The sequence below is a fragment of the Bradyrhizobium sp. 1 genome (assembly GCF_023073315.1).
Classification (GTDB): Bacteria; Pseudomonadota; Alphaproteobacteria; order Rhizobiales; family Xanthobacteraceae; genus Bradyrhizobium.
In genome coordinates, this window is the sequence record NZ_JADPJH010000010.1 from 535,865 (window position 1) to 561,819 (window position 25,955).

28 protein-coding genes, 1 pseudogene and 1 riboswitch are annotated in these 25,955 nt (G+C 64.4%); of the genes and pseudogenes, 12 read left to right on the plus strand and 17 right to left on the minus strand.

The window, feature by feature from the left end; all coding sequences use genetic code 11:
• On the minus strand, positions 1–708 hold a 708-nt coding region (locus IVB29_RS05210; protein WP_247502303.1), incomplete at its 3' end, for a winged helix-turn-helix domain-containing protein.
• A 122-nt stretch (positions 709–830) separates the two neighbouring features.
• On the opposite strand from IVB29_RS05210, the gene IVB29_RS05215 reads away from it, so the two are divergent.
• Positions 831–1,664 carry a class I SAM-dependent methyltransferase gene (locus IVB29_RS05215; protein ID WP_247502304.1) on the plus strand — a complete coding sequence of 278 codons (834 nt, stop codon included), beginning with the start codon at positions 831–833 and terminating at the stop codon, positions 1,662–1,664.
• 46 nt (positions 1,665–1,710) lie between these two features.
• Here IVB29_RS05215 and IVB29_RS05220 read toward each other — a convergent pair whose 3' ends face one another.
• The 7 genes from IVB29_RS05220 to uvrC all read right to left on the minus strand — a co-directional run bounded on the left by IVB29_RS05220 (position 1,711) and on the right by uvrC (position 7,991).
• Complete coding sequence (locus tag IVB29_RS05220) at positions 1,711–2,841, minus strand: YihY/virulence factor BrkB family protein (RefSeq protein ID WP_247502359.1); 1,131 nt, start codon at positions 2,839–2,841, stop codon at positions 1,711–1,713.
• Position 2,842: 1 nt separating this feature from the next.
• A complete protein-coding gene (locus tag IVB29_RS05225) occupies positions 2,843–3,448 on the minus strand; it encodes a phage holin family protein (protein ID WP_247502305.1) in 606 nt (201 codons plus the stop codon).
• Positions 3,449–3,540: 92 nt separating this feature from the next.
• Positions 3,541–4,500, minus strand: coding sequence for a 50S ribosomal protein L3 N(5)-glutamine methyltransferase (gene prmB / locus IVB29_RS05230; protein ID WP_247502306.1), 960 nt, complete (start codon positions 4,498–4,500; stop codon positions 3,541–3,543).
• Positions 4,500–4,967, minus strand: coding sequence for a molybdenum cofactor biosynthesis protein MoaE (locus tag IVB29_RS05235; protein WP_247502307.1), 468 nt, complete (start codon positions 4,965–4,967; stop codon positions 4,500–4,502). Before IVB29_RS05235 ends, prmB begins: the two co-directional genes overlap by 1 nt.
• Positions 4,968–4,970: 3 nt before the next feature.
• Positions 4,971–5,222, minus strand: a complete 252-nt coding sequence (gene moaD, locus IVB29_RS05240) for a molybdopterin converting factor subunit 1 (protein WP_092029492.1) — start codon at positions 5,220–5,222, stop codon at positions 4,971–4,973.
• The gene (pgsA, locus tag IVB29_RS05245) at positions 5,219–5,836 is read right to left on the minus strand and encodes a CDP-diacylglycerol--glycerol-3-phosphate 3-phosphatidyltransferase (protein WP_092029493.1); all 618 of its coding nucleotides are present in this window, start codon (positions 5,834–5,836) and stop codon (positions 5,219–5,221) included. The genes moaD and pgsA overlap by 4 nt, the downstream gene beginning before the upstream one ends.
• 94 nt (positions 5,837–5,930) lie before the next feature.
• Positions 5,931–7,991: an excinuclease ABC subunit UvrC gene (uvrC, locus tag IVB29_RS05250; protein WP_247502308.1), complete on the minus strand. Its 2,061-nt coding sequence runs from the start codon at positions 7,989–7,991 to the stop codon at positions 5,931–5,933.
• Between the two features lie 251 nt (positions 7,992–8,242).
• Here uvrC and IVB29_RS05255 point away from each other — a divergent pair, with 251 nt between their 5' ends.
• Entirely contained in the window at positions 8,243–8,866 is a 624-nt protein-coding gene (locus tag IVB29_RS05255) for an outer membrane protein (RefSeq protein ID WP_247502309.1), read from the plus strand.
• Positions 8,867–8,953: 87 nt separating this feature from the next.
• Here the strand turns inward: IVB29_RS05255 and IVB29_RS05260 are convergent, their stop codons facing one another.
• The 4 genes from IVB29_RS05260 to IVB29_RS05275 form a co-directional block, all read right to left on the minus strand.
• On the minus strand, positions 8,954–9,169 hold the full coding sequence (locus IVB29_RS05260) for a cold-shock protein (RefSeq protein WP_008544396.1): 216 nt from the start codon (positions 9,167–9,169) through the stop codon (positions 8,954–8,956).
• A 253-nt stretch (positions 9,170–9,422) separates the two neighbouring features.
• On the minus strand, positions 9,423–10,283 hold the full coding sequence (rlmJ, locus tag IVB29_RS05265; protein ID WP_247502310.1) for a 23S rRNA (adenine(2030)-N(6))-methyltransferase RlmJ: 861 nt from the start codon (positions 10,281–10,283) through the stop codon (positions 9,423–9,425).
• Between the two features lie 137 nt (positions 10,284–10,420).
• The gene (locus tag IVB29_RS05270) at positions 10,421–11,107 is read right to left on the minus strand and encodes a ribonuclease T2 (RefSeq protein WP_247502311.1); all 687 of its coding nucleotides are present in this window, start codon (positions 11,105–11,107) and stop codon (positions 10,421–10,423) included.
• Positions 11,108–11,226: 119 nt separating this feature from the next.
• Positions 11,227–11,688, minus strand: coding sequence for a hypothetical protein (locus IVB29_RS05275; protein ID WP_247502312.1), 462 nt, complete (start codon positions 11,686–11,688; stop codon positions 11,227–11,229).
• A 182-nt stretch (positions 11,689–11,870) separates the two neighbouring features.
• Between IVB29_RS05275 and IVB29_RS05280 the strand changes: the two genes are divergently transcribed.
• Together IVB29_RS05280 and IVB29_RS05285 are read left to right on the plus strand one after the other, a co-directional pair.
• Positions 11,871–12,176, plus strand: coding sequence for a hypothetical protein (locus IVB29_RS05280; protein ID WP_247502313.1), 306 nt, complete (start codon positions 11,871–11,873; stop codon positions 12,174–12,176).
• Between the two features lie 44 nt (positions 12,177–12,220).
• Positions 12,221–12,751 carry a DUF3617 family protein gene (locus tag IVB29_RS05285; protein ID WP_247502314.1) on the plus strand — a complete coding sequence of 177 codons (531 nt, stop codon included), beginning with the start codon at positions 12,221–12,223 and terminating at the stop codon, positions 12,749–12,751.
• A 62-nt stretch (positions 12,752–12,813) separates the two neighbouring features.
• On the opposite strand, the gene IVB29_RS05290 is transcribed toward IVB29_RS05285, so the two are convergent.
• The 3 genes from IVB29_RS05290 to IVB29_RS05300 are packed head-to-tail and all read right to left on the minus strand — an operon-like array spanning position 12,814 to position 15,494.
• Positions 12,814–14,202, minus strand: coding sequence for an ATP-binding protein (locus IVB29_RS05290; RefSeq protein ID WP_247502315.1), 1,389 nt, complete (start codon positions 14,200–14,202; stop codon positions 12,814–12,816).
• An 18-nt stretch (positions 14,203–14,220) separates the two neighbouring features.
• Positions 14,221–14,952 carry a response regulator transcription factor gene (locus IVB29_RS05295; protein ID WP_247502316.1) on the minus strand — a complete coding sequence of 244 codons (732 nt, stop codon included), beginning with the start codon at positions 14,950–14,952 and terminating at the stop codon, positions 14,221–14,223.
• Positions 14,949–15,494 (minus strand): MarR family transcriptional regulator, encoded by a 546-nt coding sequence (locus IVB29_RS05300; RefSeq protein ID WP_247502317.1) that lies wholly within the window; start codon positions 15,492–15,494, stop codon positions 14,949–14,951. Before IVB29_RS05300 ends, IVB29_RS05295 begins: the two co-directional genes overlap by 4 nt.
• 340 nt (positions 15,495–15,834) lie before the next feature.
• On the opposite strand from IVB29_RS05300, the gene IVB29_RS05305 reads away from it, so the two are divergent.
• From IVB29_RS05305 to IVB29_RS05330, 6 genes and pseudogenes are all read left to right on the plus strand, one after another.
• On the plus strand, positions 15,835–16,917 hold the full coding sequence (locus tag IVB29_RS05305; RefSeq protein ID WP_247502318.1) for a branched-chain amino acid aminotransferase: 1,083 nt from the start codon (positions 15,835–15,837) through the stop codon (positions 16,915–16,917).
• 214 nt (positions 16,918–17,131) lie between these two features.
• Positions 17,132–17,656 (plus strand): DUF2314 domain-containing protein, encoded by a 525-nt coding sequence (locus IVB29_RS05310; RefSeq protein WP_247502360.1) that lies wholly within the window; start codon positions 17,132–17,134, stop codon positions 17,654–17,656.
• A 49-nt stretch (positions 17,657–17,705) separates the two neighbouring features.
• Entirely contained in the window at positions 17,706–19,226 is a 1,521-nt protein-coding gene (gene hisS / locus IVB29_RS05315; RefSeq protein ID WP_247502319.1) for a histidine--tRNA ligase, read from the plus strand.
• A 55-nt stretch (positions 19,227–19,281) separates the two neighbouring features.
• Positions 19,282–19,530, plus strand: a complete 249-nt coding sequence (locus tag IVB29_RS05320) for a tautomerase family protein (RefSeq protein ID WP_256466870.1) — start codon at positions 19,282–19,284, stop codon at positions 19,528–19,530.
• Positions 19,531–19,595: 65 nt separating this feature from the next.
• A complete protein-coding gene (locus tag IVB29_RS05325) occupies positions 19,596–20,000 on the plus strand; it encodes a hotdog domain-containing protein (RefSeq protein ID WP_247502320.1) in 405 nt (134 codons plus the stop codon).
• 158 nt (positions 20,001–20,158) lie between these two features.
• Positions 20,159–21,489, plus strand: a pseudogene (locus tag IVB29_RS05330) (IS1182 family transposase).
• A gap of 119 nt (positions 21,490–21,608) precedes the next feature.
• Here the strand turns inward: IVB29_RS05330 and proC are convergent.
• Complete coding sequence (gene proC / locus IVB29_RS05335; protein ID WP_247502321.1) at positions 21,609–22,433, minus strand: pyrroline-5-carboxylate reductase; 825 nt, start codon at positions 22,431–22,433, stop codon at positions 21,609–21,611.
• Between the two features lie 223 nt (positions 22,434–22,656).
• Positions 22,657–23,157, minus strand: coding sequence for a YbjN domain-containing protein (locus IVB29_RS05340; RefSeq protein ID WP_247502322.1), 501 nt, complete (start codon positions 23,155–23,157; stop codon positions 22,657–22,659).
• Positions 23,158–23,600: 443 nt separating this feature from the next.
• A riboswitch (FMN riboswitch) is annotated at positions 23,601–23,774 on the plus strand.
• A gap of 74 nt (positions 23,775–23,848) precedes the next feature.
• Here IVB29_RS05340 and IVB29_RS05345 point away from each other — a divergent pair.
• A complete protein-coding gene (locus tag IVB29_RS05345) occupies positions 23,849–24,406 on the plus strand; it encodes a 6,7-dimethyl-8-ribityllumazine synthase (RefSeq protein ID WP_247502323.1) in 558 nt (185 codons plus the stop codon).
• Positions 24,407–24,634: 228 nt separating this feature from the next.
• Positions 24,635–25,837 carry an MHYT domain-containing protein gene (locus IVB29_RS05350; protein ID WP_247502324.1) on the plus strand — a complete coding sequence of 401 codons (1,203 nt, stop codon included), beginning with the start codon at positions 24,635–24,637 and terminating at the stop codon, positions 25,835–25,837.
• Positions 25,838–25,955: the final 118 nt, after the last annotated feature.

A 25,955-nucleotide genomic window follows, 5' to 3' on the forward strand; every position in this document is an offset into this window, starting at 1 on the left:
GAAAACGTCGGCCAGTTCGCGGTCGTAGCGTTCGGCCCAGAGATGGCTGCCGGTGGCGACGTCGTTGAGCTGCGCGTTGATGCGGACCCGGTCGCCGTCCTTGCGGACGCTGCCCTCGACGACATAGCGCACGCCGAGTTCTTCCGCGACCTGCCGCAGGTGGACCGCGCGGCCCTTGTAGATGAAGGAAGAGTTGCGCGCGATGACGAAGAACCAGCGTAGCTTCGACAGCGCGGTGATGATGTCCTCGCTGATGCCGTCGGAGAAGTAATCCTGCTCGGCCTCGCCGCTCATGTTGGTGAAGGGCAGCACCGCGATCGCCGGACGATCCGGCAACGGCAATCCCGCCGGTGCGGCGTTGGACGGTCTGGCTGGCGCAGCTTGCGTGGCCGCCGAAGAAAGCTCTGTGACCTCACCTACAAACCGCACGCCCTTGCGTGCGATGGTGCGGATCAGCCGCTGCTCCTCGCCATTGTCGCCAACCGCGCGTCGCGCCGCGTTGATCCGGCTGGTCAGCGTCGATTCCGAGACGACGCGGCCGTTCCAGATCGCGTCGAGCAGATTGTCCCGCGTCACCACGCGCTCGCGGTTACGAACGAGGTAGATGAGGAGATCGAACACCTGGGGCTCGAGCGCGATCAGCGAGTCCGCACGCCGCAATTCGCGTCGCTCGGGGTCGAGCAAAAAATCCTCAAACTGAAACGTCACTCGTCCTCCTCGGCTCCCGCTGGGAAATCAAGGCGCTCTCAGCGTAAAATAACGCCGCTCTCAAGGCCAGCGATGCGCATGCGCCCTATCGTCCCGGCGTTTTCAACCGCAGGAGACTGCCCATGTCGACATCTGCCGCACTCAAGCCAGCCGCACCCGATCTCGCCGCCGTCAAGCAGCGCCAGCACGGCGCCTGGTCGTCCGGCGACTATGCCGTCGTCGGCACCACCTTGCAGATCGTCGGAGAGCAGCTCTGTGAGGCACTCGACATACGCGCCGGCAGCAAGGTGCTGGATGTCGCCGCCGGCAACGGCAATGCGACGCTGGCCGCGGCACGGCGCTGGTGTGACGTCACATCCACCGACTATGTGCCGGAGCTGCTCAAGCGCGGACAGGAGCGCGCGGCGGCGGACCATCTGAAGGTCGAATTCCGCGAGGCGGATGCCGAAGCGCTGCCGTTTGCCGACGCGAGCTACGACGTCGTTGTCTCGACCTTCGGCGTGATGTTTACGCCGGACCAGGACAAGGCGGCCTCCGAGCTTGCGCGGGTCTGCAAATCCGGCGGCAAGATCGGCCTCGCCAACTGGACGCCGCAGGGTTTTATTGGCCAGCTCTTCAAAACCATCGGCAAGCATTTGCCACCGCCAGCAGGCGTGAAGTCGCCGGCGCTCTGGGGCACGCAGGCCCGGCTCGAGGAGATGTTCGGAAGCCAAGCCTCGGAGATATCAGCCGAGCCGCGCATGTTCGTGTTCCGCTATCGCTCGCCGGAGCATTGGCTCGAAATCTTCAAGACTTTCTACGGGCCGACGCTGAAGGCGTTTGCCGCGCTGGACGAGACCGGGCAGGCCGCGCTGAAGCGCGATCTCATGACGCTGCTCGGCGAGTTCAACCATGCCGATGACGGCACGATCGTCGTGCACAGCGAATATCTGGAAGCGGTGATCACCAAGCGCTGAGATGATGTTCGGTCAGGCCGGATGATCTCCGGCCTGACCATGGCCATCAAGACGGCGCAGCGGCGCCGACCGTGTCGGCCGAGACGGCCTCGCGGGTGCCGAGCGGCTTCGGCGGTCCGGTGGTCGTGTCGTGCAGGGTCTGCCGCTCGATCTCCGAGTTCAGCTCGGCCCCGAACATGATCACGATCGCTGACATCCACATCCACGTCATCAGGCCGATCGCAGCCCCAAGCGAACCGTAGGTCGCGTTGTAATTGGCGAAGGCCGAGAGATACCACGATAACAGCGACGACCCTGCGATCCAGAGCAGGGCGGCCGTCATTGCGCCGACGCTCAGCCATTGCCAGCGCGGCGCATCGCGGCTTGGCGCGAAGCGGTAGAGGATCGCGAGCGCTCCGAGCAGGATGACCAGCAGCAGCGGCCAGCGCGCGAGCGCGACGATCAGCTTGGCTTCGGGGGCGATGCCGAGATGATCGAGCGCGAGCGGGAAGGCCACCACGGCGCCGACCATCACCAGAAGGGCCACGATGCCGCCGACCGTGAAGGTCAGGGAAATCAGGTTCAGCTTGATGAAGCTTCGCTTCTCGCGCTCCTCATAGGCGACATTGAGGGCGTCGAAGATGGATTTGACGCCGGCATTGGCGCTCCAGATCGCAAGCCCGAGGCCGAACAGGAAGGCGGTGCCGAGCGCCGTGTTCCCGTTCGAGACCACGCGCGCGACCTGGTCCTCGACGATCTGGAAGGTGCCGGCGGGCAGCATCAATGCGAGCGTCCGGAGATTTGAACTGATGGTCGAGGGATCGGCAAACAGACCGTAAAACGAGACGAGCGCCGTCACGGCCGGAAAGATCGCCAGCAGCCCGAAGAAGACGACGCCGCCGGCGGTCGCGAGCAGACGATCGTCACCGATGCGCTGATAGGTGCGCCAGAAAATATCTTTCCAGCCGGCCCAAGGGATCGCGAACGGGCTTTTCGAACGGCGGCCGTGGCCGGGCTGTGCGACCGCGCGCGTTGGGTTCGTCTCGGATGAATTGGCCTCGCCGTTGCGATGCTCCTGCGGCGGCGCCGACCCGGCCAACCGGAACTCCTGGAGATAGCGCTCGGCCGCCAGCACGAAGATCGCCGTGGACGCCACCAGCACCCAATTGTCAACTTGGCCGGACTGTCGCGCCGGCACGTCAGGCATCCGATCTCATATCGGTCGCCGACCTTCGCCCCTGACGCCTACGGCGGGCTGCGGTGACACTGACCAGCCCGAGCGCGGCGAGCATCAGACCGAGCTGCACGGGGCGGCGGCCGCGAACCGGCCAAACCTTGCTGCCGTCGTGTCCCTCGCCCGGCGCGAGGGGTGCGAGCGGAATGTTCGTTGCGACCTCTTTGACGGCCTGCTTGACTGTTCCGCGCGGAATGCGAGGGGTGGTGATCGCCACGCGGAGGCGGCTGGCGAGCGGCACGATCGGTTTCGCCTTGCGCCTCATCTGACCCATGGCCAAGCCGGCACAGGCGGCGGCTAGCACCAGCAGCACAGCGCCGGCGGCGCCGAAGCCCCAAAATTGTCCGTAGCTGATCGCGACCCAGCGGTACAAGGCAATGAGGCCGACGAAAAAGGCTGCGACGACGAACAAACCAGCCACGGCCAGCAGTCCGGCCGCAACGGCGTAGGATGTCGCACGTCCGGTAGCCTCGGTTGTGCGGTCGCGCAGATAGGAGTGCGTGGCACGCTTGAGGTGGTTGATCTTGAGCGCCATGCCGGCGCGCAGCAATTCGCCTGATGGCGCAAGCATGCGGAACATCCTCCGAGCAAGAATTCGTCGGGGATGAACGTGGCGGAATTTGACTTGTTCCGAGGATTCCGAGGCGGTGCACTTCTTGCGGATCAGCCGAGATCGGCGGCCGAAATCCAGAACACCTCGCCCTCGGAGTCTTCGGTATCCAGCCAGAGCAACGGCAGTTCCGGAAACGCCTCGTCGACCAGGTCGCGGCCGCGGCCGATCTCGCAGATCAGCCCGCCATCCGGCGTGAGATGATCGGGTGCGTCGCGCAGGATCCGGCGGACCACGTCGAGACCGTCGGCCCCGCCGTCGAAGGCGAGTTTTGGCTCGGCCCGGCATTCCGGCGGCAGCGCGGCCATGCCTTCGGCATCGACATAGGGCGGGTTGGTGATGATCAGGTCGTATTTGTTGCCGCCGAGCGGGGCGAACAGATCGCCACGATGGAGCGTGATCCGTTCATCGAGCCCGTAATCGCCGACATTGCGTGTGGCAACCTCGAGCGCGCCCTTGGAGATGTCGACGGCGTCGACCGCGGCAATCGGGAAATGATGCGCGGCGAGGATGGCGAGACATCCCGAGCCGGTGCAGAGATCGAGCACGCGCTCGACCGCCGTGGGATCGTCGATCAGCGCGCCGGCGCCTTCTTCGCCGCCAAAATGCGACTCCAGCAGTTCGCCGATGAAAGAGCGCGGAACGATGACGCGTTCGTCGACATAGAACGGCAGGCCGCGCATGTAGATCTTGTTGACGAGATAGGCGGCTGGTTTGCGCGTGGCGACGCGCTGATGGATCAGGTCGAGGATGGTCTTGCCCTCCGCGGCCGTGACGCGGGCGTGGGCAAAACCCTCGAACTGGTCGGGATTGAGATGCAGCGCTTCGCCGATCAGGAAGGCGGCTTCCGAAACCGGATCGGTCGTGCCGTGGGCAAAGGCGAGCTTTGCTTCAACGAAGCGGCTCACCGCATAGCGGACGAAATCAAGCAGCGTGAGCAGCTCGCCGCTGGCCACTTTCGCAAGCTTTGGCGCGGCGCGGCCGCGCGCGGTCTTCTTCGAAACTCTTGCCATCAGGATTTCGTCCAGCGTGCGGCGGCCGCATCGTCACGGGCGTGGGCCTCGACCCAGCCGGTGCCGGTGGCGCTCTCTTCCTTTTTCCAGAACGGCGCGCTGGTCTTGAGGTAATCCATCAGGAACTCGGCTGCCTGGAACGCGGCCTGGCGGTGCTGCGACGCCGTCAGCACCAACACGATGTTCTGGCCGGGCATGAACCGGCCGACGCGGTGGATGATGGTGACGCCGTTGAGCGGCCAGCGCGATGTGGCTTCGTCGGCATGGCGCTTGATCTCGTCTTCCGCCATGCCGGGATAATGTTCGAGCGTGAGCGCCGAGACCTTCGCGCTGTCGTCGTCCGCGCGGCAGATGCCGGAGAAGCTGACGACCGCGCCGATGTCGGTCCGGCTTTTGGTGAGCACCGCGATCTCGCGCGCGATGTCGAAATCATCTTGCTGGATGCGGACGGTGATGGAACAGCTCATGGCCTAGCCGCCGGTCATCGGCGGAAAGAACGCGATCTCGCGTGCGCCCGCGATCGCGGCGTCCGATTTGACGTGGGTATGGTCGATCGCGGTGCGGATCACCTTCGGCTTCTCGAAGGCGTAGGCATAGGCTTCGCTCCGGCCGGACAGCCAGGCGATCAGCTCCTCCACGGTGCGCACGGTCGCGGGCGGCTCGATGGTTTCTTCCGCCTTGCCGACGCGCTCGCGCACCCAGGCGAAATACTTCACCTTCATCCCTCATCCTCCTTGATGAGGTGATGAATGCCGGCCCGGAAATAGTCGTAGCCGGTGTACATGGTCAGGATCGCCGAGGCCCACAGCAGCGCCAGTCCGATCATCGAGACCATGGGCAACACCTCGTCGCCGGCCGGGCCGGCGAGCAGGAAGCCGATGGCGATGAGCTGGACGGTGGTCTTCCACTTGGCGAGCTTGGTGACGGGAACGCTCACCCGCAGCGCGGCCAGATATTCGCGCAAGCCCGAGACCAGGATCTCGCGGCACAGGATCACGATGGCGGCCCACAGCGACCAGCCATGGATGATGCCGTCGGCGGCCAGCATCAGCAGGCAGGAGGCGACCAGCAGCTTGTCGGCGATCGGATCGAGCATCCGGCCGAACGCCGATTGCTGATTCCAGATTCGCGCGTAATAGCCGTCGAGGTAATCGGTCACTGCTGCCGCGATGAAGATGGCGACCGCGACCCAGCGCAACCACAGCGGCTGATCCAGGATCGACTGTGCATAGATGCACCCGATCACGACCGGGATCGCGGCGATCCGGCCATAGGTCAGGAGATTCGGGAGGGACATCGCGCGGCTGGTCGTCCCTCGTGTCGTGGCGATGTTCATCCGTCCTACCAATACCGCTCAAGCCTGAAGGTCAACCGTCCGCTCCCAAATGGGGTGCGGGATGCGACGACCATATGACTACCGTCCCCTAAGTTCACCCCGGCTGGGGATGGAAATATTCGAAAATCCTGCGGGCGCTCTCGGCGCTCACCCCCGGAACCTTGCCGAGATCGGCAATCGAGGCCCGTTCGATCTCCTTCAGGGTTCCGAAATGATGCAGCAAGGCACGTTTGCGTGACGGGCCGATGCCCGCAATCTCCTGCAAACCGGCCTCGCGGATGTCCTTCTTGCGCAGCTTGCGGTGCGAGCCGATGACGAAGCGGTGGGCCTCGTCCCGCAGGCGCTGGATGAAATAGAGCACGGGGTCGCGCGGCTCCAGCTTGATCGCCTCGCGCTCCGGCATGAACAGGGTCTCGCGGCCGGCATCCCGGTCCGGCCCCTTGGCGACCGACATCAGCGACACCTGGGTCAGGCCGAGATTGGTAAAGATCTCCCGGACGGCGTTGAGCTGGCCGCGGCCGCCGTCGATGATGACGAGGTCGGGCCATTGCGGGAAATCGTCGTCCTTGGTTTTGGCCGCGCCCTCCTCGGGTGGGTTGATCAGGCGCTTGAAGCGGCGTTCCAGCACCTCGCGCATCATGGCGAAGTCGTCGCCCGGCGTGATCCCTTCCGACTTGATGTTGAACTTGCGGTACTGGTTCTTCACGAAGCCGTCGGGGCCGGCGACGATCATGGCGCCGACCGCGTTGGTGCCCTGGATGTGGCTGTTGTCGTAGACCTCGATGCGCTTGGGCGAATGGGGCAGGCTCAGCGTAGCGGCTATGGCGTCGAGCAGGCGGCTCTGCGTCGCGGTATCCGCGAGCTTGCGGCCGAGCGCCTCGCGCGCATTGGTCAGCGCGTGGGCGACGAGCTCCTTCTTCTCGCCGCGCTTGGGCGTCGTGACCTCGATCTTGCGGCCGGCCTTGATCGACAGCGCGTTCGCAAGCAGCTCGCTCTCCTCGATCTCGTGCGAGAGCAGGATGTTCTTTGGCGGCGGCTTGTCGTCGTAGAACTGGGCAAGGAAGGATCCCAGCACTTCTTCCGGCGTATAGGTCTTTTCCGCGCGCGGGAAATAGGCGCGGTTGCCCCAGTTCTGGCCGGTGCGGAAGAAGAACACTTCGACGCAGGAGAAGCCGCCTTCCTGGTGGATCGCGAACACGTCGGCTTCTTCCACCGTGCGCGGATTGATGCCCTGCTGCGACTGGATCGCCGACAGCGCGGCGAGGCGGTCGCGGTAGAGCGCCGCGGTCTCGAATTCGAGCTCGCCGGCCGCCTTCTCCATCTCGCCGGCAAGTTCCTGCTTCACCGCCTGGCTCTTGCCGGAGAGGAAGTCGCTCGCCTCGCGCACCAGCGTCGTATAGCCGGGGAAGTCGATCTCGCGGGTGCAGGGCCCGGCACAGCGGCGGATCTGGTAGAGCAGGCAGGGCCGCGAGCGGCTCTCGAAGAAGGAATCGGTGCAGGAGCGGATCAGGAACGCGCGCTGCAACGCCGTGATGGTGCGGTTGACGGCGCCGGCGGAGGCGAACGGGCCGAAATAGCGCCCGGGCCGCGACTGCGCGCCGCGGTGCTTGAGGATCTGCGGCGCCCAATGGTCGCCGGTGATCAGGATATAGGGAAACGATTTGTCGTCGCGCAGCTGCACGTTGAAGCGCGGCCGCAGCTGCTTGATGAGGTTGGCTTCCAGCAGCAGCGCTTCTGTCTCGGTGTTGGTCGAGACGATCTCCACGGTCACCGTGGCCGCGATCATGCGCAGGATGCGCGCCGGCTGCGGCGCACTCTGGCGCGCGTAGTTGGACAGGCGCTTTTTGACGTTCTTGGCCTTGCCGACATAGAGCACGTCGGCGTTCGCACTGAGCATGCGATAGACGCCGGGCGAGGTCGGGGCGAGCCGGACCGCGCGCTCGATCGCCTCGTGACCGGTTGCGAGCGGCTCCTCGCCGACGGCGCCGCTCTCTTCCAGGATATCAGGCAGCAGCGCATCGTCCTCGTCGTCGCCGCCTGCTGCCGCGGGATCGACGTCCGGCGCCGCCGGCGCCTCGGGCGGGGCGTCGGTCGCAGCAGTTCGCGGCGCCTTGCGCGCGCGGTCGTCCGGATCGTCGGTGGAATCGTGAACCATGGTGCGAATTTAGGCGCTGGGGGTGCGGATTTGAAGTTCCGGCCATGCGGCACGCACAGGATGGCGGCGCAGTTCCCGGTAACGCTTGCTTAAGCCTGTTAACAGCGCGGTAACCCGGCTTAACAGGCCTTTAACTTAAAACTCTCGATAAATCTTACGCGAAAAAGTGGTGGTTTCGTAACCATGCGGTTTTGCCTCGCGCGGCGGCGCAGGCATCGCACGGGTTACGGCAGTTGCGTTGGAGAGTACCGATGAAGAGGTTCGTTGTGGGCGCAGCCGCGTTGGTTGCAGCCGGCTGGACAGCTTCGGCAGGCGCCGCGGATATGAATTACGGGCAGCGCGCGCCCTATACCGTCAATCAGCCGCTCAACGCCTATAGCTGGGCGGGCCCGTATCTCGGCGCCAATCTCGGCTATGAGTGGGGCTCGGTCAGCAGCAATCCCGCAAAGCCGTCGGGCTTCGTCGGTGGCGTGCAGGCCGGCTACAATTTCCAGAGCGGCCCATGGGTGTTCGGCGTCGAGGGCGATATCCAGGCCGCCGGCGCCGACGATACTTTCGCGCCGTGGAAGTTCTCCAATCCCTGGTTCGGCACCCTGCGTGGCCGTGCGGGCTACAGCTTCAGCAACGTGTTGGTCTACGGCACCGCGGGTCTCGCCTTCGGCGAGCTGCGTTCGCAGACCTTCGGCTGGACGGAATCGCACACCAGCGCCGGCTGGACCATCGGTGCCGGCGCGGAAGTGGGCTTCGCGCAGAACTGGAGCGCCAAGCTCGAATATCTCTACATCGATCTGTCGACGAGCCAGTTCGCAATTACAGGCGTGTCAAACGGCTATAGCGCCAGCGTTGTGCGCGCAGGCGTGAACTATCACTTCTGATAGCTGAAGAAGAAAAGACCGGACTACAACTTCCCGGCCGCTCGCGGCCGGGATTTTTTTGCGCCAGGTGTTCGCGTTGAAAATGCGCTAGGAGAGGATGACTAAGTTGACCGCCTTAGGTCCCTTCCCCTTCTTGTCCGGCTCGACTTCGAAAGTAATGCGCTGTCCCTCGGCAAGGTCCTTTAGTCCCGCCCGCTCCACAGCAGTAATGTGGACGAAAACATCGCGACCACCGTCATCCGGTTTGATGAAGCCGTAGCCGCGCTCGCCGTTGAAAAACTTAACCGTTCCCGTCATGGCCATCGGGAAACTCCCCCTCATTGCTCCTCCGTCGCGACGCAGACTCACGTCACGACATGACCGGGCCTTACGAAGCCCGGGAGAGCTGGCCATCCTTGGGCGGGCCTTATCGGCCCGGTTGGATCTTTCTTAGGCCTTCACTCCGCCGCAACCATTCGCGGAAGCGGAACGTAAAGCCAGTCACGGAAGCAGCATAATACGGTTCTTTGCAGATTGACTACCGCTACTGCATATTTTTCCCAAGAATGCCGGAGTGTTACGGCCTCGGCACCTCTAATCGGAATCTGGCAGCGCCGCCTTGTCCGAGCGGCATTTCCAGTTCGGGCAAGATGGTCTTCAGCTCGCCTTGCAATGTGTAGGGCGGATTGACGATCAGCAGCCCGGCCGAGGTGAGGGCTGCGCCATCGATTTGCGGCGCGACACTGAATTCGAGACGCAAGCAATTCCCCGGCGGCTTTGCTGCGGCTGCGAGCCGCGCCACTGTTTGCACCAGCGTGTCGGTGGCGCGGCGACTTTTGGCGGGATACCAGATTACATAGATACCGGTCGGCCATTTGGTGAAGGCGGCCGAGAAGGCCTCGGCCAGCCGTTCGAACTCGTCCTTTGCCTCGAACGGCGGATCGATCAGCACAAGGCCGCGCCGCTCCTTCGGCGGTACGAAGGCCGGCAGCGCCATCCAGCCGTCGAGATCGACCACGCGGGCCTGTTCGTCGTGGCGCAGCAAGCCGATCAACGCTTTCCGCGCCTTCGGCTCGAGTTCGCAGGCGACGAGGCGGTCCTGCGGCCGCATCAGGCCGCGCGCGATCAGCGGCGAGCCCGGATAGGCCTTGAGTTCGCCCTTCGGATTGAAGGCGCGCACGATGTCGAGATAGGGTTTTGTCAGCGCCACGCTCTCGTTCGACAGGCGCGCCTGCATCAGCCGCGCAATGCCGGTCAGCCACTCGCCGCTGCGCTGCGCCTCGTCGCTTTCGAGATCGTAGAGCCCGGCGCCGGCATGGGTGTCGATGACGCGGAACGCCCCCGGCTTGTCCTGGAGATAGGTGATGATGCGCGCCAGCACGATGTGCTTGATGACATCGGCGAAGTTGCCGGCATGGAAGGCGTGGCGATAGTTCATGGGATAGGACTACGTTGTTTTGCGTGATCCTAACCCCTTGTCATTGCGAGCGCAGCGAAGCAATCCAGAATCTTTCTGCGGAGACAGTCTGGATTGCCCGTCGCAAGAGCTCCTCGCAATGACGGAGGCTGGAGGAACTACCCACCTCTGATCGGCGGCATCGTCAGCTGGTCGCGGCGGCAGGCGCGGCGGTCGATTTCCTCGCAGGCGCGGAATTGCAAATCCTTGCTGAGGCAGATGCGGACCTCGGAAAGTCGAGTCCGGTTGCAGGTGACCGAGACGGCGGCATTGCTCAGGCCCGGATTGGCCTTGATGAAGGCCTCCTCGACGTCTGCAGGCGCCACGGTCTTGGCCTGCGACAGGTCGAGATACTCGGCCGGAATCTTGATCGCGGCGCGCGCTTTCCGGATCGTCTCGAAATAATTGCGGTCGGTCAGCCCGGAGCAGGTGCCGTGCTTGTCCCATTCGTTGAAGATCAGGCCCGGCGCCGGCATCAAGTCGAGCATCGAGGAGACGATGTTGCGATTGAGCCGCGGCGACGGCCGCTGGCAATATTCCGGAAAACCGTTCTCATATTGCGGCCACAGCCCGTGCACCACGAAAGCGTAGGGCCGCCCGCTGCACTGAACCTGGGAGCGGCCGCCGCGCTCGGCCGCCTCTTCGCAGAACGAGGGCGACCAAGACAGCGACAGGACATAGAAATCGAATTCGCCGGGGGCGTTCTGCCGCCTGTCCTGGCCTTTCGCGCCGCCCGCCAGCGCGACCAGGACAAAGGTCAGCGAGATCATCAGGCGGGAAAACGAGTGCAATCTAAAATCAAACATGGCGACGCCCCTCAACTAGACTGTGCAATAAGCCTAGCAGGCAACAAGAACATTTCAAGAACAAATTTCGGGCGGCAACCTGTCGGCCGCTTGATCAGCTCGAATCAGGGCTTTTCGAATCAGGGTTTGGCGGCGCGGCAGGCCGGATTGTAGGCCCAGTTGCGGTCGAGGCCGACCACGCACCATTCGACGCCCTGGCCGTAGCCCGCGAAGCCGCCATCCTCGACGATCGAGAAATGCACCTTGCGCATCTTGCCGTCAGTGAGCATGGCCTCGCCGGTGCAAAAGCGGCGAGGAATGTTGTCGGACTGCCAGGGCCGGAACGCGACCTCGTGAACGGCGGCGAAGCCGGTGATCTTCAACGAGGAATTCCAGAACGAGCTTTCCTTCTCCCAGAACTGCGTGGCGATCGTCGGCAGCGCCTTGTCGCAATCGGCGACGGCGCCGTCATAGCGCGGCCCGCTCAGCCAGAAGTTCAGCTCCAGCGGATTGGCGGCCCTGGCCTCACCGAGCGAGAGCGCCCCGAACATGAGGCCGAGTATGGCGGCAAAGCGGAGCGATTTCAGGGAGAGGGCGCGCATGGGCAATCCAGACAGCATGATCTGCGAGGGTCGGACGGTGCCGCGAAGGCCGGGCGGGGTCAAGTGCAGCGCGGCAACACTTCGCCAGGAGTTGACCATAACGTCGCGGCCGACAGGGCATCAGTTCTTTTCACTTCCGTCCCGGCACCGTAAACTGGCCCCAACCAATTGGAGTAACGGGAATGCGAATCATTGCGGCCGCGGGCCTTTTTGCCGGCCTGGTTGTCTCGGCTATGACGGCGAGCCAGCCGGCGCGCGCCGATCTCCTTCCGGTGCCTCCGTTCAAGGGCAACGACACCGGCGGCATCATCGCTTATTCGATGGCGACCCAGACCGATGCACGGCAGGTCGCGGTCGATCACTGCGCGCGCTACGGCAAGGTCGCCAAATTCCTCGCGGTGCAGGCCTATGAGGGCGGCTACATTTCGTTCTCCTGCCGCTGGGTGCCCTATGGCGCCGCCGACCAGCCGATCCGCACGTTGTACTGAGGCGCTTTCGTAACCTCGCAATCTCTCAGCCGGGAGCTTCCCACATGACGCGCAAACTCGCTTTGCTCGGCTCGGCCTTCTGCCTTGTCTTGTCGGCAGGCAGCGCCAGCGCCGACGATCTGCCGGTACGCAAGGCCGGCCTGTGGGAATTGAAGATGGTCAGGAGCGGCTCGGCGATGCCGGAGATGACCATGCAGCATTGCACCGACGAGACCGTCGACAAGGAGATGAGCAACAACGTCTCCCCGATGGCCAAGCAGATCTGCGCCAAGCAGGACGTCAAGAAGACCGCGACCGGCTATGTCAGCGATTCCGAGTGCAACGTCGCCGGCATCAGCACGACCTCGCATGCCGAGATCACCGGCGATTTCAACTCGGCCTACACGGTGAAGACCTCGTCGCACGCGCAAGGCGGTGCGGCCGGCGCGGCTGGCCACGATACCGCCATGACCCTTGAAGCGAAGTGGCTGGGCGCCTGCAAGCCGGAGCAGAAGCCCGGCGACATCGTGATGCCCGGCGGCTTCAAGATGAACGTGCGCGACATGGACAAGCTGAAGGCGCTGCTGCCGAAGTAAGGCGTGCTCGTAGCGCCGGATGGTATTTCCCTCTCCCCACAAGGGGGCGGGGAAAAAGACGCCTACACGGGTATCCGCACGCTGGCCTTTAATCCCCCCATCGGGCTGTCGCCGAGGGTGATGTCGCCGCCGTGCGAGCGGGCGATGTCGCGGGCGATGGCAAGGCCAAGGCCGGTGCCGCCTTCGTCCTGGTTGCGGGCGTTGTCCAGCCGCAGGAACGGCTTGAACACTTCTTCGCGCAGATGAGCGGGAATGCCGGGGCCGTCGTCGTCGATCGTCACGGTCAAATAACGGTGATCGCGCTGGCCGGTGATGGCGATGGTCTTGCCGTAGCGCGCCGCGTTGGTGACGAGGTTGGCGAGGCAGCGCTTGAACGAGGCCGGCTTCACGGTGACCACGGGCAGGCCATGGAAGGCGACGGTGGCGGTATGGCCGTGGCGCTCGGCGTCACTGCGCAGCTCCTCGAGCGCCTGCGACATGTCGGTCGGCTGCGACTGCTCGCCGGAATCGCCGCGGGCAAAGGCGAGGTAATCCTCCAGCATCATCGACATCTCGTCGACGTCCTTGCGCATGCCCTCGAGCTCGGGGCTGTCGCCGATCAGCTCCAGCTCGAGCTTGAATCGGGTCAGTATCGTGCGGAGATCATGGCTGACGCCGGCGAGCATCGCGGTGCGCTGCTCCATCGTGCGCTCGATGCGCGATTTCATTTCGAGGAAGGCTATCGACGCGCGCCGCACCTCGCGCGCGCCGCGCGGCCTGAAGTTCGGCGCTTCGCGGCCCTTGCCGAAACTTTCCGCGGCATCGGCAAGCCGCAGGATCGGCTTGATCTGGTTGCGCAGGAACAGCACTGCGACAATCAGCAGGATCGAGGACGTGCCGACCATCCAGAACAGGAAGATTTCCGAGTTCGAGGCATAGGCGGCGCTGCGCTGCGCGAACACCCGCATCACGGCGTCGTCGAGCTGGATACGGATCTCGACGAGATTGGAGCGGCCGACCGTGTCGATCCAGAACGAGCGGCCGATCTGGCGGCCGAGCTGCACCGACAGCGTCTGGTCGAGTAGCGAGAAGAACGGTTTTGGTCCCGGTGGCGGCATGTCGCCGGCGGGCAGGAAGTCGACGACGAGGCCGAGGCGCTGCTGCGCGATGCGGCGGATCTCGTTGCGATCCTTGTCCTGCGGATAGCCCTTGTAGACGTCGATCAGCGCGGCGATGTCCTGCACCACCGCGGCCGACAGGCGCCGCGTCACCGTGTTCCAGTGCCGCTCCATGAACACGAAGGCGACGACCGATTGCAGGATCACCATCGGCACGATCATGATCAGCAGCGCCCGGGCGTAGAGGCCGGTCGGCATCCAGCCCTTGAACGCGTTGCCCATCCAGCCATTGGCGGCGGAGACGCGGCCGGCCGCGCTCTTCAATAGCGTCAGGCCGGTATCGATCGTGCTCATTGGTCGCGCTTCACTGATTTATGGCGAGGCTACCAGCCGGTAGCCGATGCCGCGCACCGCCTGGAGGAACAGCGGATTGGCCGGATCGGTCTCGATCTTGCGCCTGAGGCGATTGATCTGCACGTCGACGGCGCGCTCGTTGACGCTGCCGTTGCCGGTCAGCGCGCTGCGCGGCACGGTCTCGCCGGGTGTCTCCGAGAGAATCCGCAGCATCTCGCGCTCGCGGTCGGTGAGGTGGATGACCTCCTCGCCCTGGCGCAATTCGCCGCGTTCGAGATGGTAGACGTAGGGACCGAAGACGATCTTCTCGATCGCCGCGGTTTGCGGCGGCGGGGCGGCGCGCTTGAGGATGTTGTTGATGCGCAGCGCAAGCTCGCGCGGCTCGAACGGCTTTGCGACGTAGTCGTCGGCGCCGATCTGGAGCCCCTCGATGCGGGCTTCCGCTTCATGGCGCGCCGTCAGCATCACGATCGGGACCGAGGAAGACGTGCGGATGAAACGGGCGAGATCGAAGCCGGTCTCGCCGGGCATCATGACGTCGAGGATCAAGAGATCGAAATGCAGACCCAGCAGCTTCGAGCGCGCATCGCCGGCGCTTGCCGCGGTGGTGACGCGATAGCCTTCGCTGGCGAGGAAACGCGACAACAGATCGCGGATGCGGCGGTCGTCGTCGACCAGCAGCAGATGCGGAGCATCGTCGGCCGGTTCGACCGGCGGGCGGGCGAGCGTGGCAGCGAACGGCACGATCACTCCTTTCCGTCTTGATTGACGGTGGTGGCGAAGATCGTCTCGAGCACCTTGTCCGGATCCTCGCGGTCGATCATCGCGCGCAGGAAGCGCTTGACGGTCTCGGCATCCTGCGGCGCCATCTCGGCAAGCGCCTTGGTGATCCGCGTGGTCTGGAGACCTGCAAGCTTCTGCACCAGCGCCTCGCCCTTCGGCGTCGCGTAGAGCAGGCGCTGGCGGCGGTCATTGTCGCCGGTCTTCTGCACGATATAGCCCTCGTCCAGCAGCTGCTTGAGCACCCGGCCGAGGGACTGTTTTGTAATGCGCAGGACGTCGAGCAGATCGGCGACCTTGAGGCCGGGATAGCGAAAGACGAAATGCATGACCCGGTGGTGGGCCCGGCCGAAGCCGAACGCCTCCAGCTCCTGGTCGGGATCGCCGACGAAGTCGCGATAAGCGAAGAACAGCAGCTCGATGATATCCCAGCGCAAATTGCCTCCTTCGCCTGCGGCCGGCCTTGGCTCGACAGCGTCTTGAGAGGGAGTCGCGAAATTTATGTCAGGCATATTGACGTATCTTGGGTTCAATGTTACAAAACGATCAGTCCGCACGAAATTTTAGATCGTTTCGTGTGGGCTGGCAGTTCTAGGAGCGGCCGGGGTAAGCCGGACAGGCGACGACGGCCGAAGCAGATCTACCGTGCGATTGTCGAGCGGCATTTCGGCAAAACATACTGGACTTCTGCCTTCCGCAAAAGCATGTCCTCCGCGGACATGCTGGCCACGGAAACCGGCCGTAACAAGGCTGGCGGCGGTCCGGCCAGAAACCACATCAAGCCAGCCGGGCCCGAACAGGGTCGGCAGGCGCCAGAACAGCGCCGCCACCGGCAGCGGGAGGCCTAAGGACATGAGCATGAAATTCGACATCCAGCCCGCATCCAATCCAGTCCCCGAGAAGGACCGCGTCGCCAAGCTGGTGGACCCCGGCTTCGGCCGGGTCTTCACCGATCACATGGCGGTCGTCCGCTACAACCAGGCCAAGGGCGGCTGGTATGAGGCCCGCGTCGAGGCGCGCTCCAACTTCCAGCTCGATCCCGCCGGCGCCGTCCTGCACTACGCCCAGGAAATCTTTGAGGGCCTCAAGGCCTACAAGCGCGACGATGGTGGCGTGAACCTGTTCCGTCCCGACGCCAATGCGCGGCGCTTCAAGGACTCCGCCGACCGCATGGCGATGGCGCAGATCCCCGAGGACGTCTTTATCGAGGCGGTCGAGCAGGTCGTGCGCATCGACCGCGCCTGGATGCCGGGCGGCGAGGGCAGCCTTTATCTGCGGCCCTTCATGATCGCGAGCGAGACCTTCCTCGGCGTCAAGCCGTCGTCCGAATATATTTTTGCGGTGATCGCTTCGCCGGTCGGCTCCTATTTCAAGGGCGGCCCCGCGCCGGTCTCGATCTGGGTCTCGGAGAACTACACGCGCGCTGCGATCGGCGGCACCGGTGCCGTCAAGTGCGGCGGCAATTATGCCGCGAGCCTGCGCGCGCAAGCCGAAGCGATCCAGCACGGCTGCGACCAGGTCGTCTTCCTCGATGCGGTCGAGCGCCGCTATATCGAGGAGCTCGGCGGCATGAACGTGTTCTTCGTGTTCGACGACGGCTCGCTGTCGACGCCGCCGCTCGGCACCATCCTGCCCGGCATCACCCGCGATTCCATCATCGCGCTCGCCCGCGATGCCGGAAAGACCGTGCGCGAGGAACCGTACACGCTCGACCAGTGGCGCAAGGATGCGGCCAGCGGCAAGCTCAAGGAAGCGTTCGCTTGCGGCACCGCGGCCGTGATCTCGCCGATCGGCAAGGTGCGCTCGGTCAGCGGCGATTTCGACATCAGCGGCGGCACCGCCGGCCCCGTCGCCATGGGCCTGCGCAAGCAACTCGTCGATATCCAGTACGGCCGCACCAACGATCCCCACAACTGGATCAGGAAGCTGGATTGAGATCTCGTGTCCCGGACGCGCTGCAGCGTGGAACGCTGCTGCGCAGAGCCGGGACCCATCTCGCCGCAGATGGACCCCGGATCAGCAGCGCACCACGCCGCCAAGAGGCGGCGCGCTGCGCAGCATCCGGGGAACGCTGGCTGGCATCGGCGCCATGAACGCACCGCTGTGATCACGCGACAAAGCCCAATACCTTGAGGCATCCTGGACAGCGATCATGGCTAAACTCCCCCAGCCCCTGAAATGGGTCATTCTTGCCGTCGTTACCGGCATCTCCGTCTTCGGCATCCTGACCATTGGCCCCACGCACGAGGTCGCAGCGGATGACCACTCGCCGATCGTCGATGTGCGCACCACCGATCCCGAGATGAACACCGCGATCGCACGCGCCCGCGGCACGCTCCCCATTTTCTGGGCCTCCTATGAATCGCCCAAACCGTCGGAGAGCGGGCATTCCCTGAAAGTGCGCTTTTCGACCCGCCGGGGCGGCGAGCACATCTGGATCGCCGAGGTGAAGAAGCAGCCCGACGGCACCTATTCGGGCCTGTTCGCCAACGAACCGCGTGATCTGCCCGGCAAACGGGCGGGCGACGAGGTCAAGTTCGTTGAAGCCGACATCTCGGACTGGATGTTCATGCGCAACGGCAAGATCGTCGGCGGCGAAACCATCAAGCCGACACTGAAGTCATTGCCGAAAGCGGACGCCGATGCCCTTCGGGCGCGGATGGAGCAGCCGTAGGGGGGAAGCCAGCGGTTGCCGCTTCGCGCCCTGGCTGGTAAACGCCCGCATGGCCGAAAAACCCAAAAAACCGCAGAAACTGAAGGCGCGCCTGCCGCGTGGGCTCGAGGATCGCGATCCCGCCGCGATCCGGGCGACGCGCGAGATGGTCGAGAAGATCCGCGCCGTCTACGAGCTCTACGGGTTCGAGCCCGTGGAAACGCCGGCGATGGAATACACCGACGCGCTCGGCAAATTCCTGCCCGACCAGGATCGTCCCAACGAGGGCGTGTTCTCGTTCCAGGATGACGACGAGCAGTGGATCAGCTTGCGCTACGATTTGACCGCGCCGCTGGCGCGCTATGTCGGCGAGCGATACGGCACCGACGGTCTGGTCCTGCCCTATCGCAGCTACCGCGTTGGCTACGTCTTCCGTAACGAGAAGCCCGGCCCCGGCCGCTTCCGCCAGTTCATGCAGTTCGACGCCGACACGGTCGGCTCGGCAACGCCGGCGGCGGATGCCGAGATCTGCATGATGGCGGCGGACACGATGGAAGCGCTGGGCATCGCGCGCGGCTCCTATGTCGTGAAGGTCAACAACCGCAAGGTGCTCGATGGCGTTCTGGAAGCCATCGGCCTCGGCGGTGACGAGAACGCAGGCCGCAGGCTGACCGTGCTGCGCGCCATCGACAAGCTCGACAAGTTTTCCGCCGACGAAGTGCGCAAGCTGCTCGGCCCCGGTCGGTGGGATGGCGGTGAAGAAGGCAAGGGCGACTTCACCAAAGGCGCTAACCTGAGCGAAGCCGAGGCCAACGTTGTTCTCGCCATCACTAGGCCGCGCGACGATTGGAAAGAGGCGATTGCTGCCGCAGAGACCTACCTCGCCAAGAGCGAAGTCGGTCAGGCCGGTGTGAGCGAGCTGGAAGAAATCGCAAAACTGGTGACGGCGTCGGGCTACGGCGCGGATCGCATCAAGATCGATCCCTCCGTCGTGCGCGGTCTCGAATATTACACCGGTCCCGTCTATGAGGTCGAACTGCTGCTCGAGACCAAGGACGAGAAGGGCCGCCCGGTACGCTTCGGCTCGGTCGGCGGCGGCGGGCGCTATGACGGGCTCGTCTCGCGCTTTCGCGGCGAGCCGGTGCCGGCGACCGGCTTCTCCATCGGAGTCTCGCGCCTGCAGGCCGCGCTGACCTTGCTCGGCAAGCTCGACACGCGGCCCGAATTCGGCCCCGTCGTCGTCACCGTGTTCGATCGCGACCGCGTCGCCGACTATCAGAAGATGGTGGCGTCCTTGCGCACCGCGGGCATCCGCGCCGAGCTCTATCTCGGCAATCCCAAGAACATGGGCAACCAGCTCAAATATGCCGACCGCCGCAACTCGCCTTGCGTGATCATCCAGGGCTCGGATGAAAAGGCGCGCGGCGAGCTCCAGATCAAGGATCTGATCGAGGGTGCCAAGGCCGCCGCCGCGATCGCCTCCAACCAGGAATGGCGCGAGACGCGGCCGGCGCAGTTCTCGTGCAGCGAGTCTGATCTTGTCGCAAAAGTGCGCGAGGTCCTGGCCCGCCATGACGTAAAGTGGGGATAGCCATTCCCGCATGTCGTCATGCCCGGGCTTGTCCCGGGCATCCACGACTTGTTTGATGGCGACCGTCAATGGCCGGTGTTCGGCCGCAAGGGAGAGAAGAATGCCTGAGATCACCGTCAGCATGGCCGAAGGCCGCACCGACGAACAGAAGGCCGGCATGATGCGCGACATCACCCAGGCACTGGTGAAGAATCTCGGCGTCGATGCCGATGCCGTCGTCATCCAGATCAACGAAGCCCCGCTTCGCCACAAGATGAAGGGTGGCAAGACGTTCGTGGAGCGCGCGGCGGCTGCGAAGAAGTAGCCACCGCGGTAGCTCCAATCATGGCTGTCGTCCCGGCTCGTTCGGGACGACACTGAGTAAGCACCATGGATGCACGCGACTTCATCACAATTGGCATGAGCGCCGAGCGCAAGCTGCTGGTGCCGGCCGAGCGCACGGTCGGGCATTTCGTGCCGGGCATGCCTTTTGTGTATGCGACGCCCATGATGATCCTCGAGATGGAGATGACGTCGGGCGACGCGATCCGCGCCGCGCTTCAGCCTGGCTGGGTCACCGTCGGCACCGAGGTCGATATCCGCCATCTCGCAGCAGCGCTGGTCGGCGCGACGGTGCGGACCACCGCGAAGGTGGTCGCGGTCGAGCGTCGCGTCATCCGCTTCGAGGTCGAGGCATTCGAGGGCGCGCGCAGGCTCGGCGAAGGCCGCCACGCGCGCGGGCTCGTCAATGTCGAGATGTTCAACAAGCGGCTAGCCAAGGGCGCGGTGCCGTAGGGTGGGCAAAGGCGCAACGCGCCGTGCCCACGATCTCTCTGTGATAGATACAGATCGTGGGCACGCTCCGCTTTGCCCACCCTACGAGGCTGTGAATCTTTTTCATACCGAGGGTCGAGCGGATATGATTCTCTAAGCGGATTGCTTTGCTGGAGAGAATGATGGCTGACGACGGACTTTTTGGCGAATTGCCGGAACAGCCGGCACCGCGAACCGAAGCGGTGCCGCGGGGCGCGCCTCGGCTGCGCGAGCCAGTACGCAATCAGGTCGAATTGCGGGCGATCGATATCGATAGCCTGATCGGGCAGGATCATCCGGCGCGGGTGATCTGGGCTTATGTCGAAGGGCTCGACCTGAGCGAGTTGGAAGATCGCGTCAAGGCGCGGGAGAACCGGCCGGGTCATCCGGCGCCATCGCCACGGTTGCTGCTGGCGCTTTGGTTGTACGGGACGAGCGACAGCGTCGGCAGCGCGCGGGCGTTGGATCGGCTCTGCGACAGTCACGACGTCTATCGCTGGTTCTGTGGCGGGGTCTCGCTGAACTATCACACGCTGTCTGACTTCCGGGTCGGCTGTGCCGAATTGCTCGACCGTTTGCTGGTCGAACATCTGGTCGCCCTGAACGCGGCGGGCTTGGTCGATCTGGAGAAACTGGCTCAGGACGGGGTGCGGATACGGGCAAATGCGGGGACCGGCTCGTTCCGGCGGGAGGCAACGCTCGAGCGGCAGATGGCGCAGGCGACGGCCGCGGTGGAAGAACTTAAGCGCGAGATTGATGCGGATCCGGAAGCCAGCAATCGGCGTATCCGGGCCGCCAGAGAGCGCGCGGCGCGCGAACGCAGTGAGCGGGTGCAGGCTGCGCAGAGGGCTCTGGACGAGATCAAGCGCAAGCGAAAGCAACTCGACGACAAGGGCGGCACGGCAAGAAGCCGAAGGAGCCCCGGGCCTCCACCACCGACCCGCAGGCCCGGGTGATGAAAATGGCCGATGCCGGCTTCCGTCCGGCCTACAATGTGCAGGTGGCCAGCGCGGCCGGCGAACTGATCGTGGTCGCGATCGATGTCGACAACAATGGATCAGATCGCGGCCTGATGCGGCCGATGTTGGAGCGAACCCGCGCTCGGCTGAAGCGCTTGCCACGCCGCTACCTCGCCGATGGCGGGTTCTGCAGTGGCGAGGACATCGAATGGGCGCACGGCGAAGGGATCGAGGTCTACTGTCCTCCCCCCAACTCCAGGAGCGGTGTCGATCCCTTTTTACCCCGGAGCAGCGACGGTCCTGGAGTAGCGGTCTGGCGTGCGCGCATGGCCAGCGAAGCCGGCAAGGCACAGTACAAAGCCCGCACGATCTGCGAATGCATCCATGCCCGATGGCGGAACTGGAACCTCAGACAACTGACCGTGCGCGGCATCGAGAAGGTTCGCGCCGTCGTGCTCTGGTACGCCCTCACCAACAACATCCTGCAAGGACATCGTCTCGCGAAACCATAATCCAGGAACCAAACCAGACGGCTGGCACCTCCGCCTTTTGCCATCACGGAGCACTAACGCCCCTTGATGGCCAAGGCCGAAAGAAAAACGTATTGGCTCACAGGCTCTACGACACCTGCTTACTTCGCTAGCTCCTTGGATCGCTGCGTCGCCGCCGCGATCGCGCGGATCATCAGATCGCGCAAGCCCGGCTCGCCCATCAGCACGCCGAGTGCGGCGGCGGTGGTGCCTCCGGGCGAGGTGACGTTCTGGCGCAGCGTGGCGGAGGGCAGATCCGACTGATGCAGCAACTCGCCCGAGCCGGCGACCGTCTCGCGCGCGAGTTTTGTCGCGAGCGCCTCGGGCAGGCCCGCCTCCACACCGGCGCGCGCGAGCTCTTCGGCGAGCAGGAACACATAGGCCGGGCCCGAGCCGGAGACGGCGGTCACCGCGTCCATCAGGCTTTCATCCTCGACCCATTCGACCGAGCCGGTGGCGCGCAGCAGCGCATCGGCCACCGCGCGCTGCGTGGTGCTGACATTGTTCGCCGCGACAGCCACGGTGATGCCGCGGCCGATCGCGGCTGGCGTATTCGGCATCGCGCGCACCACGGCACCGCCGCAGACCTCCTGAAGCGATGCAATTGTGGTTCCCGCCATGATCGAGACCACTGATGTTTTTTCCGAGACGAACGATTTCAGTTTCGCGCCGGCCTCGCGGAACATCTGAGGCTTCACTGCGACGACCATTGTCTCGACAAAGCCTGCCGCCGTCGCATCGGGATTGAGCGCGACGCCTTTTGCCGCAAGCGCGGTGATCTCGGGCGAGATGAACGGATCGACCACCGCGACGCGGCGCGGATCGAGCCCGCCCGCCAGCCATCCGGTCAGCATCGCGCCGCCCATCTTGCCGGCGCCGGCGAGAAGGATGGTGCCGGTGATGTTTTTGAGAGTGCTGTTCGCCATCGCTGCTGCCACTTGCTCGGTGTCGTCCCCGCGAAGACGGGGACCCCCGCGCGAGCGCTTGCGCTCGTCGCGTAACCACGAGCGGTTTTAGTGGATGGAGGTGTTGGCAACAAGCATTCCGCGATACCGAGAAATCACGCGGTATGGGTCCCGGATCGGCGCTTCGCTTGTCCGGGACGACGCGGGGAAGGAGTTATGGCTCCCTCACTTCTTGAGAGAGGCCTTACGCCTCACCCACCGTGTCAAACATCGCGGCGTTCATGGCTTCCGTCGTGCTCTTGCCCGCCCACACCACGAACTGGAACGCCGGGAAGTAGCGTTCACAGGCGTGGATAGCACCGGCGAGCATCGCTTCGCATTGCGCAGTGGAGGCAGTGAGCCCGCCCGGCAGCACCAGCGCCTGGCGGTGCATCACCATGCCGGTGCTGGTCCACAGATCGAAATGGCCAACCCACAACTGCTCGTTGACGGCAGCAACGAGCCGCTGCACCTCGCCTCGCCGGGCGACCGGAATCTTCATGTCGAAGGCGCACGCAAGATGCAGCGCCTCGATCTCACCCATCCAGGTGAACGAGATCTGGTAGTCGGTCCACTGTCCCTTCGAGACAATGGTGAGCTCGTCTTCGCCGGAGCGTTCAAACGGCCAGTTGTTGCTGGCAGCGATATCCTCGACCACCGCGAGCGGGTGATTTCGGGAATCAATAGTGCCTTCGAGCAGGGACATGCCGTCTCGACCTCTTGCCTTTTTGTTGTCTTTGATACGCACGCGGTTGGTCCGGCGCGCGCTCCCTTAAATATCGCTAAGGCGATTCCCTCGAAGTCGCTGGTGCGATCTTCTCGGAGTCGCTCGCGATCCCAGGATCAGCGCGGCTTGTCGCGGATCAACTGATGTGATTTGCGGAATCTGCGCAACCGGCTGCCGAGTCCGTCCACAAGCCATGACTCGTTCGTCCACAGCTCATCTCGGCCACAATTATTAACGAAAAGAACAAATCGGAATCGGACTCGCAGGAAGCGCGCAAATCGTTAATTCCGCCGCGCGAGGGCCAGCCCGTCAAGAGAACCTCCAAGTCGGCATGGGACCATGCGGTTTTCCCATGCGGAACGCGCTTGCTGCGGCCCCGAACCGGCGTCATATTTCGCCTTAGGCCGTTCATTCCGGACGGCCGATGTTCTCAGGGCGGGGTGAAAGTCCCCACCGGCGGTAAGGGCCGAAAGGCCTAAGCCCGCGAGCGCCTTCCCCCAGGTTCTTCCTGAAAAGGATTTTACCGAAGGGAAGGGTCAGCAGATTCGGTGCGACTCCGAAGCCGACGGTTAAAGTCCGGATGAAAGAGAACGGTCGGTGGCGGACGCATCGCGAGATGCGGCTGTTTGTCGTTCCGTGTGCCCTGATTCTGGTCCTTAAGAGGAAAGCCATGAATCAGATGTTGCAAGATCCCCAGACCGAAACTTCTGAAGTCACCCAACCGCCGGTTCCGCAAGGCCCGGCGACCGAGCATCCGCGCTTCGCAAAGCCGCAGCGGGTCGCCTTCATACAGGCCTGCTGGCACCGTGACGTGGTCGCGGAGGCCCGCATCGCCTTCATCAAGGAAGCCGAGGCGCGCCATCTCACCCATGTCGACGTGTTCGAGGTGCCAGGCTCGTTCGAGATCCCGCTGCACGCGCAGATCCTCGCCAAGACGCGGCGCTACACCGCGATCGTCGCGGCCGGTCTTGTCGTTGACGGCGGCATCTATCGCCACGAGTTCGTCGCCGACACCGTGATCAAGGCGCTGATGGACGTGCAACTCCGCACCGAGGTGCCGGTGTTCTCGGCCGTGCTGACGCCGCAGCAATTCCACGAGACCGAGGTGCACTACGATTTCTTCCGCAGGCATTTTGCGATCAAGGGCGTCGAGGTCGCGGCCGCCTGTGCGGAGACGTTGCTCGGCCTAGAGCGTCTGCGCGGCCAGGTCGCGGCGGGAATTGTGTAGCCGTCACAATGCCTCGCGCTCCTCATCCTGAGGAGCGCGTAGCGCGTCTCGAAGGATGAAGGCCTCAGTGGGCCTGCATGGTTCGAGACGGCGCTTGCGCGCCTCCTCACCATGAGGGTCTGGCACCGTGCCAAGTCACACGCCGCTGATTGTCAATCCCGCCGCCGTCCCTATAAGGTCGGCGGCGGGAGGAGGCCGTGCCGTGGAGACGGGGCGGCCGACAAGATCATGTTCGAAGGACACGATCCCTATCTCGTTGCGCTCTCAGTGGCGATCGCGAGCTTGGGTGGCTATACCGGCTTTGCGCTTGCGGCTCGCATCCGCAACACGCCCGGCGTCAGTAACCGCGTGCTGCTCGCGGGTGCGGCCGCGTTTCTGGCCGTCGGCATCTGGACCATGCATTTCGTCGGCATGCTGGCCGCGCCGTTGCCGCCCGACACCACCTATCTTGTCCTGCCCACCATCATCTCGTTCCTGATCTGCGCGCTGGTGGTCGGCATCTCGCTGTTCTTTGTCTCGATCGGCGAGCCCTCATTAAAGAGGGTGGCCTCGTCGGCCGTCCTGCTCGGCGTCGGCATCGTCAGCATGCATTATGTCGGGATCCATGGCCTGGCCGGTCCCTTCGGCATCGTGCACGACCAGACGATGGTGCTGCTGTCGGTCGCGGTTGCGATTGTCACCGCTTATGGCGGCCTGCGCGCCTTCCTGGCGCAGCAGGAGGGCGTTCGGCTGATCGTCAGCTCGATTGCTTTTGGTATTGCCGTCTCCGGCATGCACTATACGGCGATGCTCGGCATGCATTTTGAGCCGCTGACGGGCGCAGCGCACCACCATGTCGGCGGCGGCCTTGCCGCATCGCAGCAAATCCTGTCGATCATCGTAGCGGTGCTGTGCTTCGTCATTGCGGCCGGCTTCCTGTTGTCGCTGGTTCCCGATCAGCGGCGTCAGATTTCGAACTCTGTGGCCGCCGAACCGGTTGCTGCGCCGGTTGCGGCGGCCACCATCGAACTGATTGCTGCGCCGGTTGCGGCTCCGCGCCCGATGGGGCCGCTCGGCGGCCTTGGCCAGCCGCCCCGCGCACCGGCGCCGCGGTTGCCGGTCGAGAGTGCCGACGGAACCCATTTCATCGAGACGGCCAATGTGCGCAGCGTCCGGGCCGATGCGCATTACACCCGCGTCCACGATGGTACCCGCGAGCGGATGTGCCTCTGGTCGATCTCGGAGGCCGAGGCGCAGCTCGATCCCTCGCTGTTCCTGCGGGTGCACCGCAGCCATATCGTCGCCATCCCCCATGTCGCGCTGGTGCGGAAAGAGGGCGATGGCGCCGTGCTCGAGCTCGACGGCCCGTCTCCGCACCGGGTGCCGGTCAGCCGGGCCAAGATCGCCGAGGTGAAGGCGCGGCTGGGGCTGGTGAATAGGCGGCAGGCCTAAAACTCTCTCTCTCCGTTCTTACGGGGAGAGGGTTGGGGTGAGGGGCTCTTTCCGCGAGTGAGATCGTCGATAGACCTGTACCCCCTCACCCGGATTGCATCTTGCGATGCAATCCGAC

Coding starts and splice junctions, on each gene's coding strand:
- IVB29_RS05215 (WP_247502304.1), top strand. CDS start 831: ATGTCGACATCTGCCGCACTCAAGCCAGCCGCACCCGATCTCGCCGCC.
- IVB29_RS05225 (WP_247502305.1), bottom strand. CDS start 3,448: ATGCTTGCGCCATCAGGCGAATTGCTGCGCGCCGGCATGGCGCTCAAG.
- prmB (WP_247502306.1), bottom strand. CDS start 4,500: ATGGCAAGAGTTTCGAAGAAGACCGCGCGCGGCCGCGCCGCGCCAAAG.
- IVB29_RS05235 (WP_247502307.1), bottom strand. CDS start 4,967: ATGAGCTGTTCCATCACCGTCCGCATCCAGCAAGATGATTTCGACATC.
- moaD (WP_092029492.1), bottom strand. CDS start 5,222: ATGAAGGTGAAGTATTTCGCCTGGGTGCGCGAGCGCGTCGGCAAGGCG.
- pgsA (WP_092029493.1), bottom strand. CDS start 5,836: ATGAACATCGCCACGACACGAGGGACGACCAGCCGCGCGATGTCCCTC.
- uvrC (WP_247502308.1), bottom strand. CDS start 7,991: ATGGTTCACGATTCCACCGACGATCCGGACGACCGCGCGCGCAAGGCG.
- IVB29_RS05255 (WP_247502309.1), top strand. CDS start 8,243: ATGAAGAGGTTCGTTGTGGGCGCAGCCGCGTTGGTTGCAGCCGGCTGG.
- IVB29_RS05260 (WP_008544396.1), bottom strand. CDS start 9,169: ATGGCCATGACGGGAACGGTTAAGTTTTTCAACGGCGAGCGCGGCTAC.
- rlmJ (WP_247502310.1), bottom strand. CDS start 10,283: ATGAACTATCGCCACGCCTTCCATGCCGGCAACTTCGCCGATGTCATC.
- IVB29_RS05270 (WP_247502311.1), bottom strand. CDS start 11,107: ATGTTTGATTTTAGATTGCACTCGTTTTCCCGCCTGATGATCTCGCTG.
- IVB29_RS05275 (WP_247502312.1), bottom strand. CDS start 11,688: ATGCGCGCCCTCTCCCTGAAATCGCTCCGCTTTGCCGCCATACTCGGC.
- IVB29_RS05280 (WP_247502313.1), top strand. CDS start 11,871: ATGCGAATCATTGCGGCCGCGGGCCTTTTTGCCGGCCTGGTTGTCTCG.
- IVB29_RS05285 (WP_247502314.1), top strand. CDS start 12,221: ATGACGCGCAAACTCGCTTTGCTCGGCTCGGCCTTCTGCCTTGTCTTG.
- IVB29_RS05290 (WP_247502315.1), bottom strand. CDS start 14,202: ATGAGCACGATCGATACCGGCCTGACGCTATTGAAGAGCGCGGCCGGC.
- IVB29_RS05300 (WP_247502317.1), bottom strand. CDS start 15,494: ATGCCTGACATAAATTTCGCGACTCCCTCTCAAGACGCTGTCGAGCCA.
- IVB29_RS05305 (WP_247502318.1), top strand. CDS start 15,835: ATGAGCATGAAATTCGACATCCAGCCCGCATCCAATCCAGTCCCCGAG.
- hisS (WP_247502319.1), top strand. CDS start 17,706: ATGGCCGAAAAACCCAAAAAACCGCAGAAACTGAAGGCGCGCCTGCCG.
- IVB29_RS05320 (WP_256466870.1), top strand. CDS start 19,282: ATGGCGACCGTCAATGGCCGGTGTTCGGCCGCAAGGGAGAGAAGAATG.
- IVB29_RS05325 (WP_247502320.1), top strand. CDS start 19,596: ATGGATGCACGCGACTTCATCACAATTGGCATGAGCGCCGAGCGCAAG.
- proC (WP_247502321.1), bottom strand. CDS start 22,433: ATGGCGAACAGCACTCTCAAAAACATCACCGGCACCATCCTTCTCGCC.
- IVB29_RS05340 (WP_247502322.1), bottom strand. CDS start 23,157: ATGTCCCTGCTCGAAGGCACTATTGATTCCCGAAATCACCCGCTCGCG.
- IVB29_RS05345 (WP_247502323.1), top strand. CDS start 23,849: ATGAATCAGATGTTGCAAGATCCCCAGACCGAAACTTCTGAAGTCACC.
- IVB29_RS05350 (WP_247502324.1), top strand. CDS start 24,635: ATGTTCGAAGGACACGATCCCTATCTCGTTGCGCTCTCAGTGGCGATC.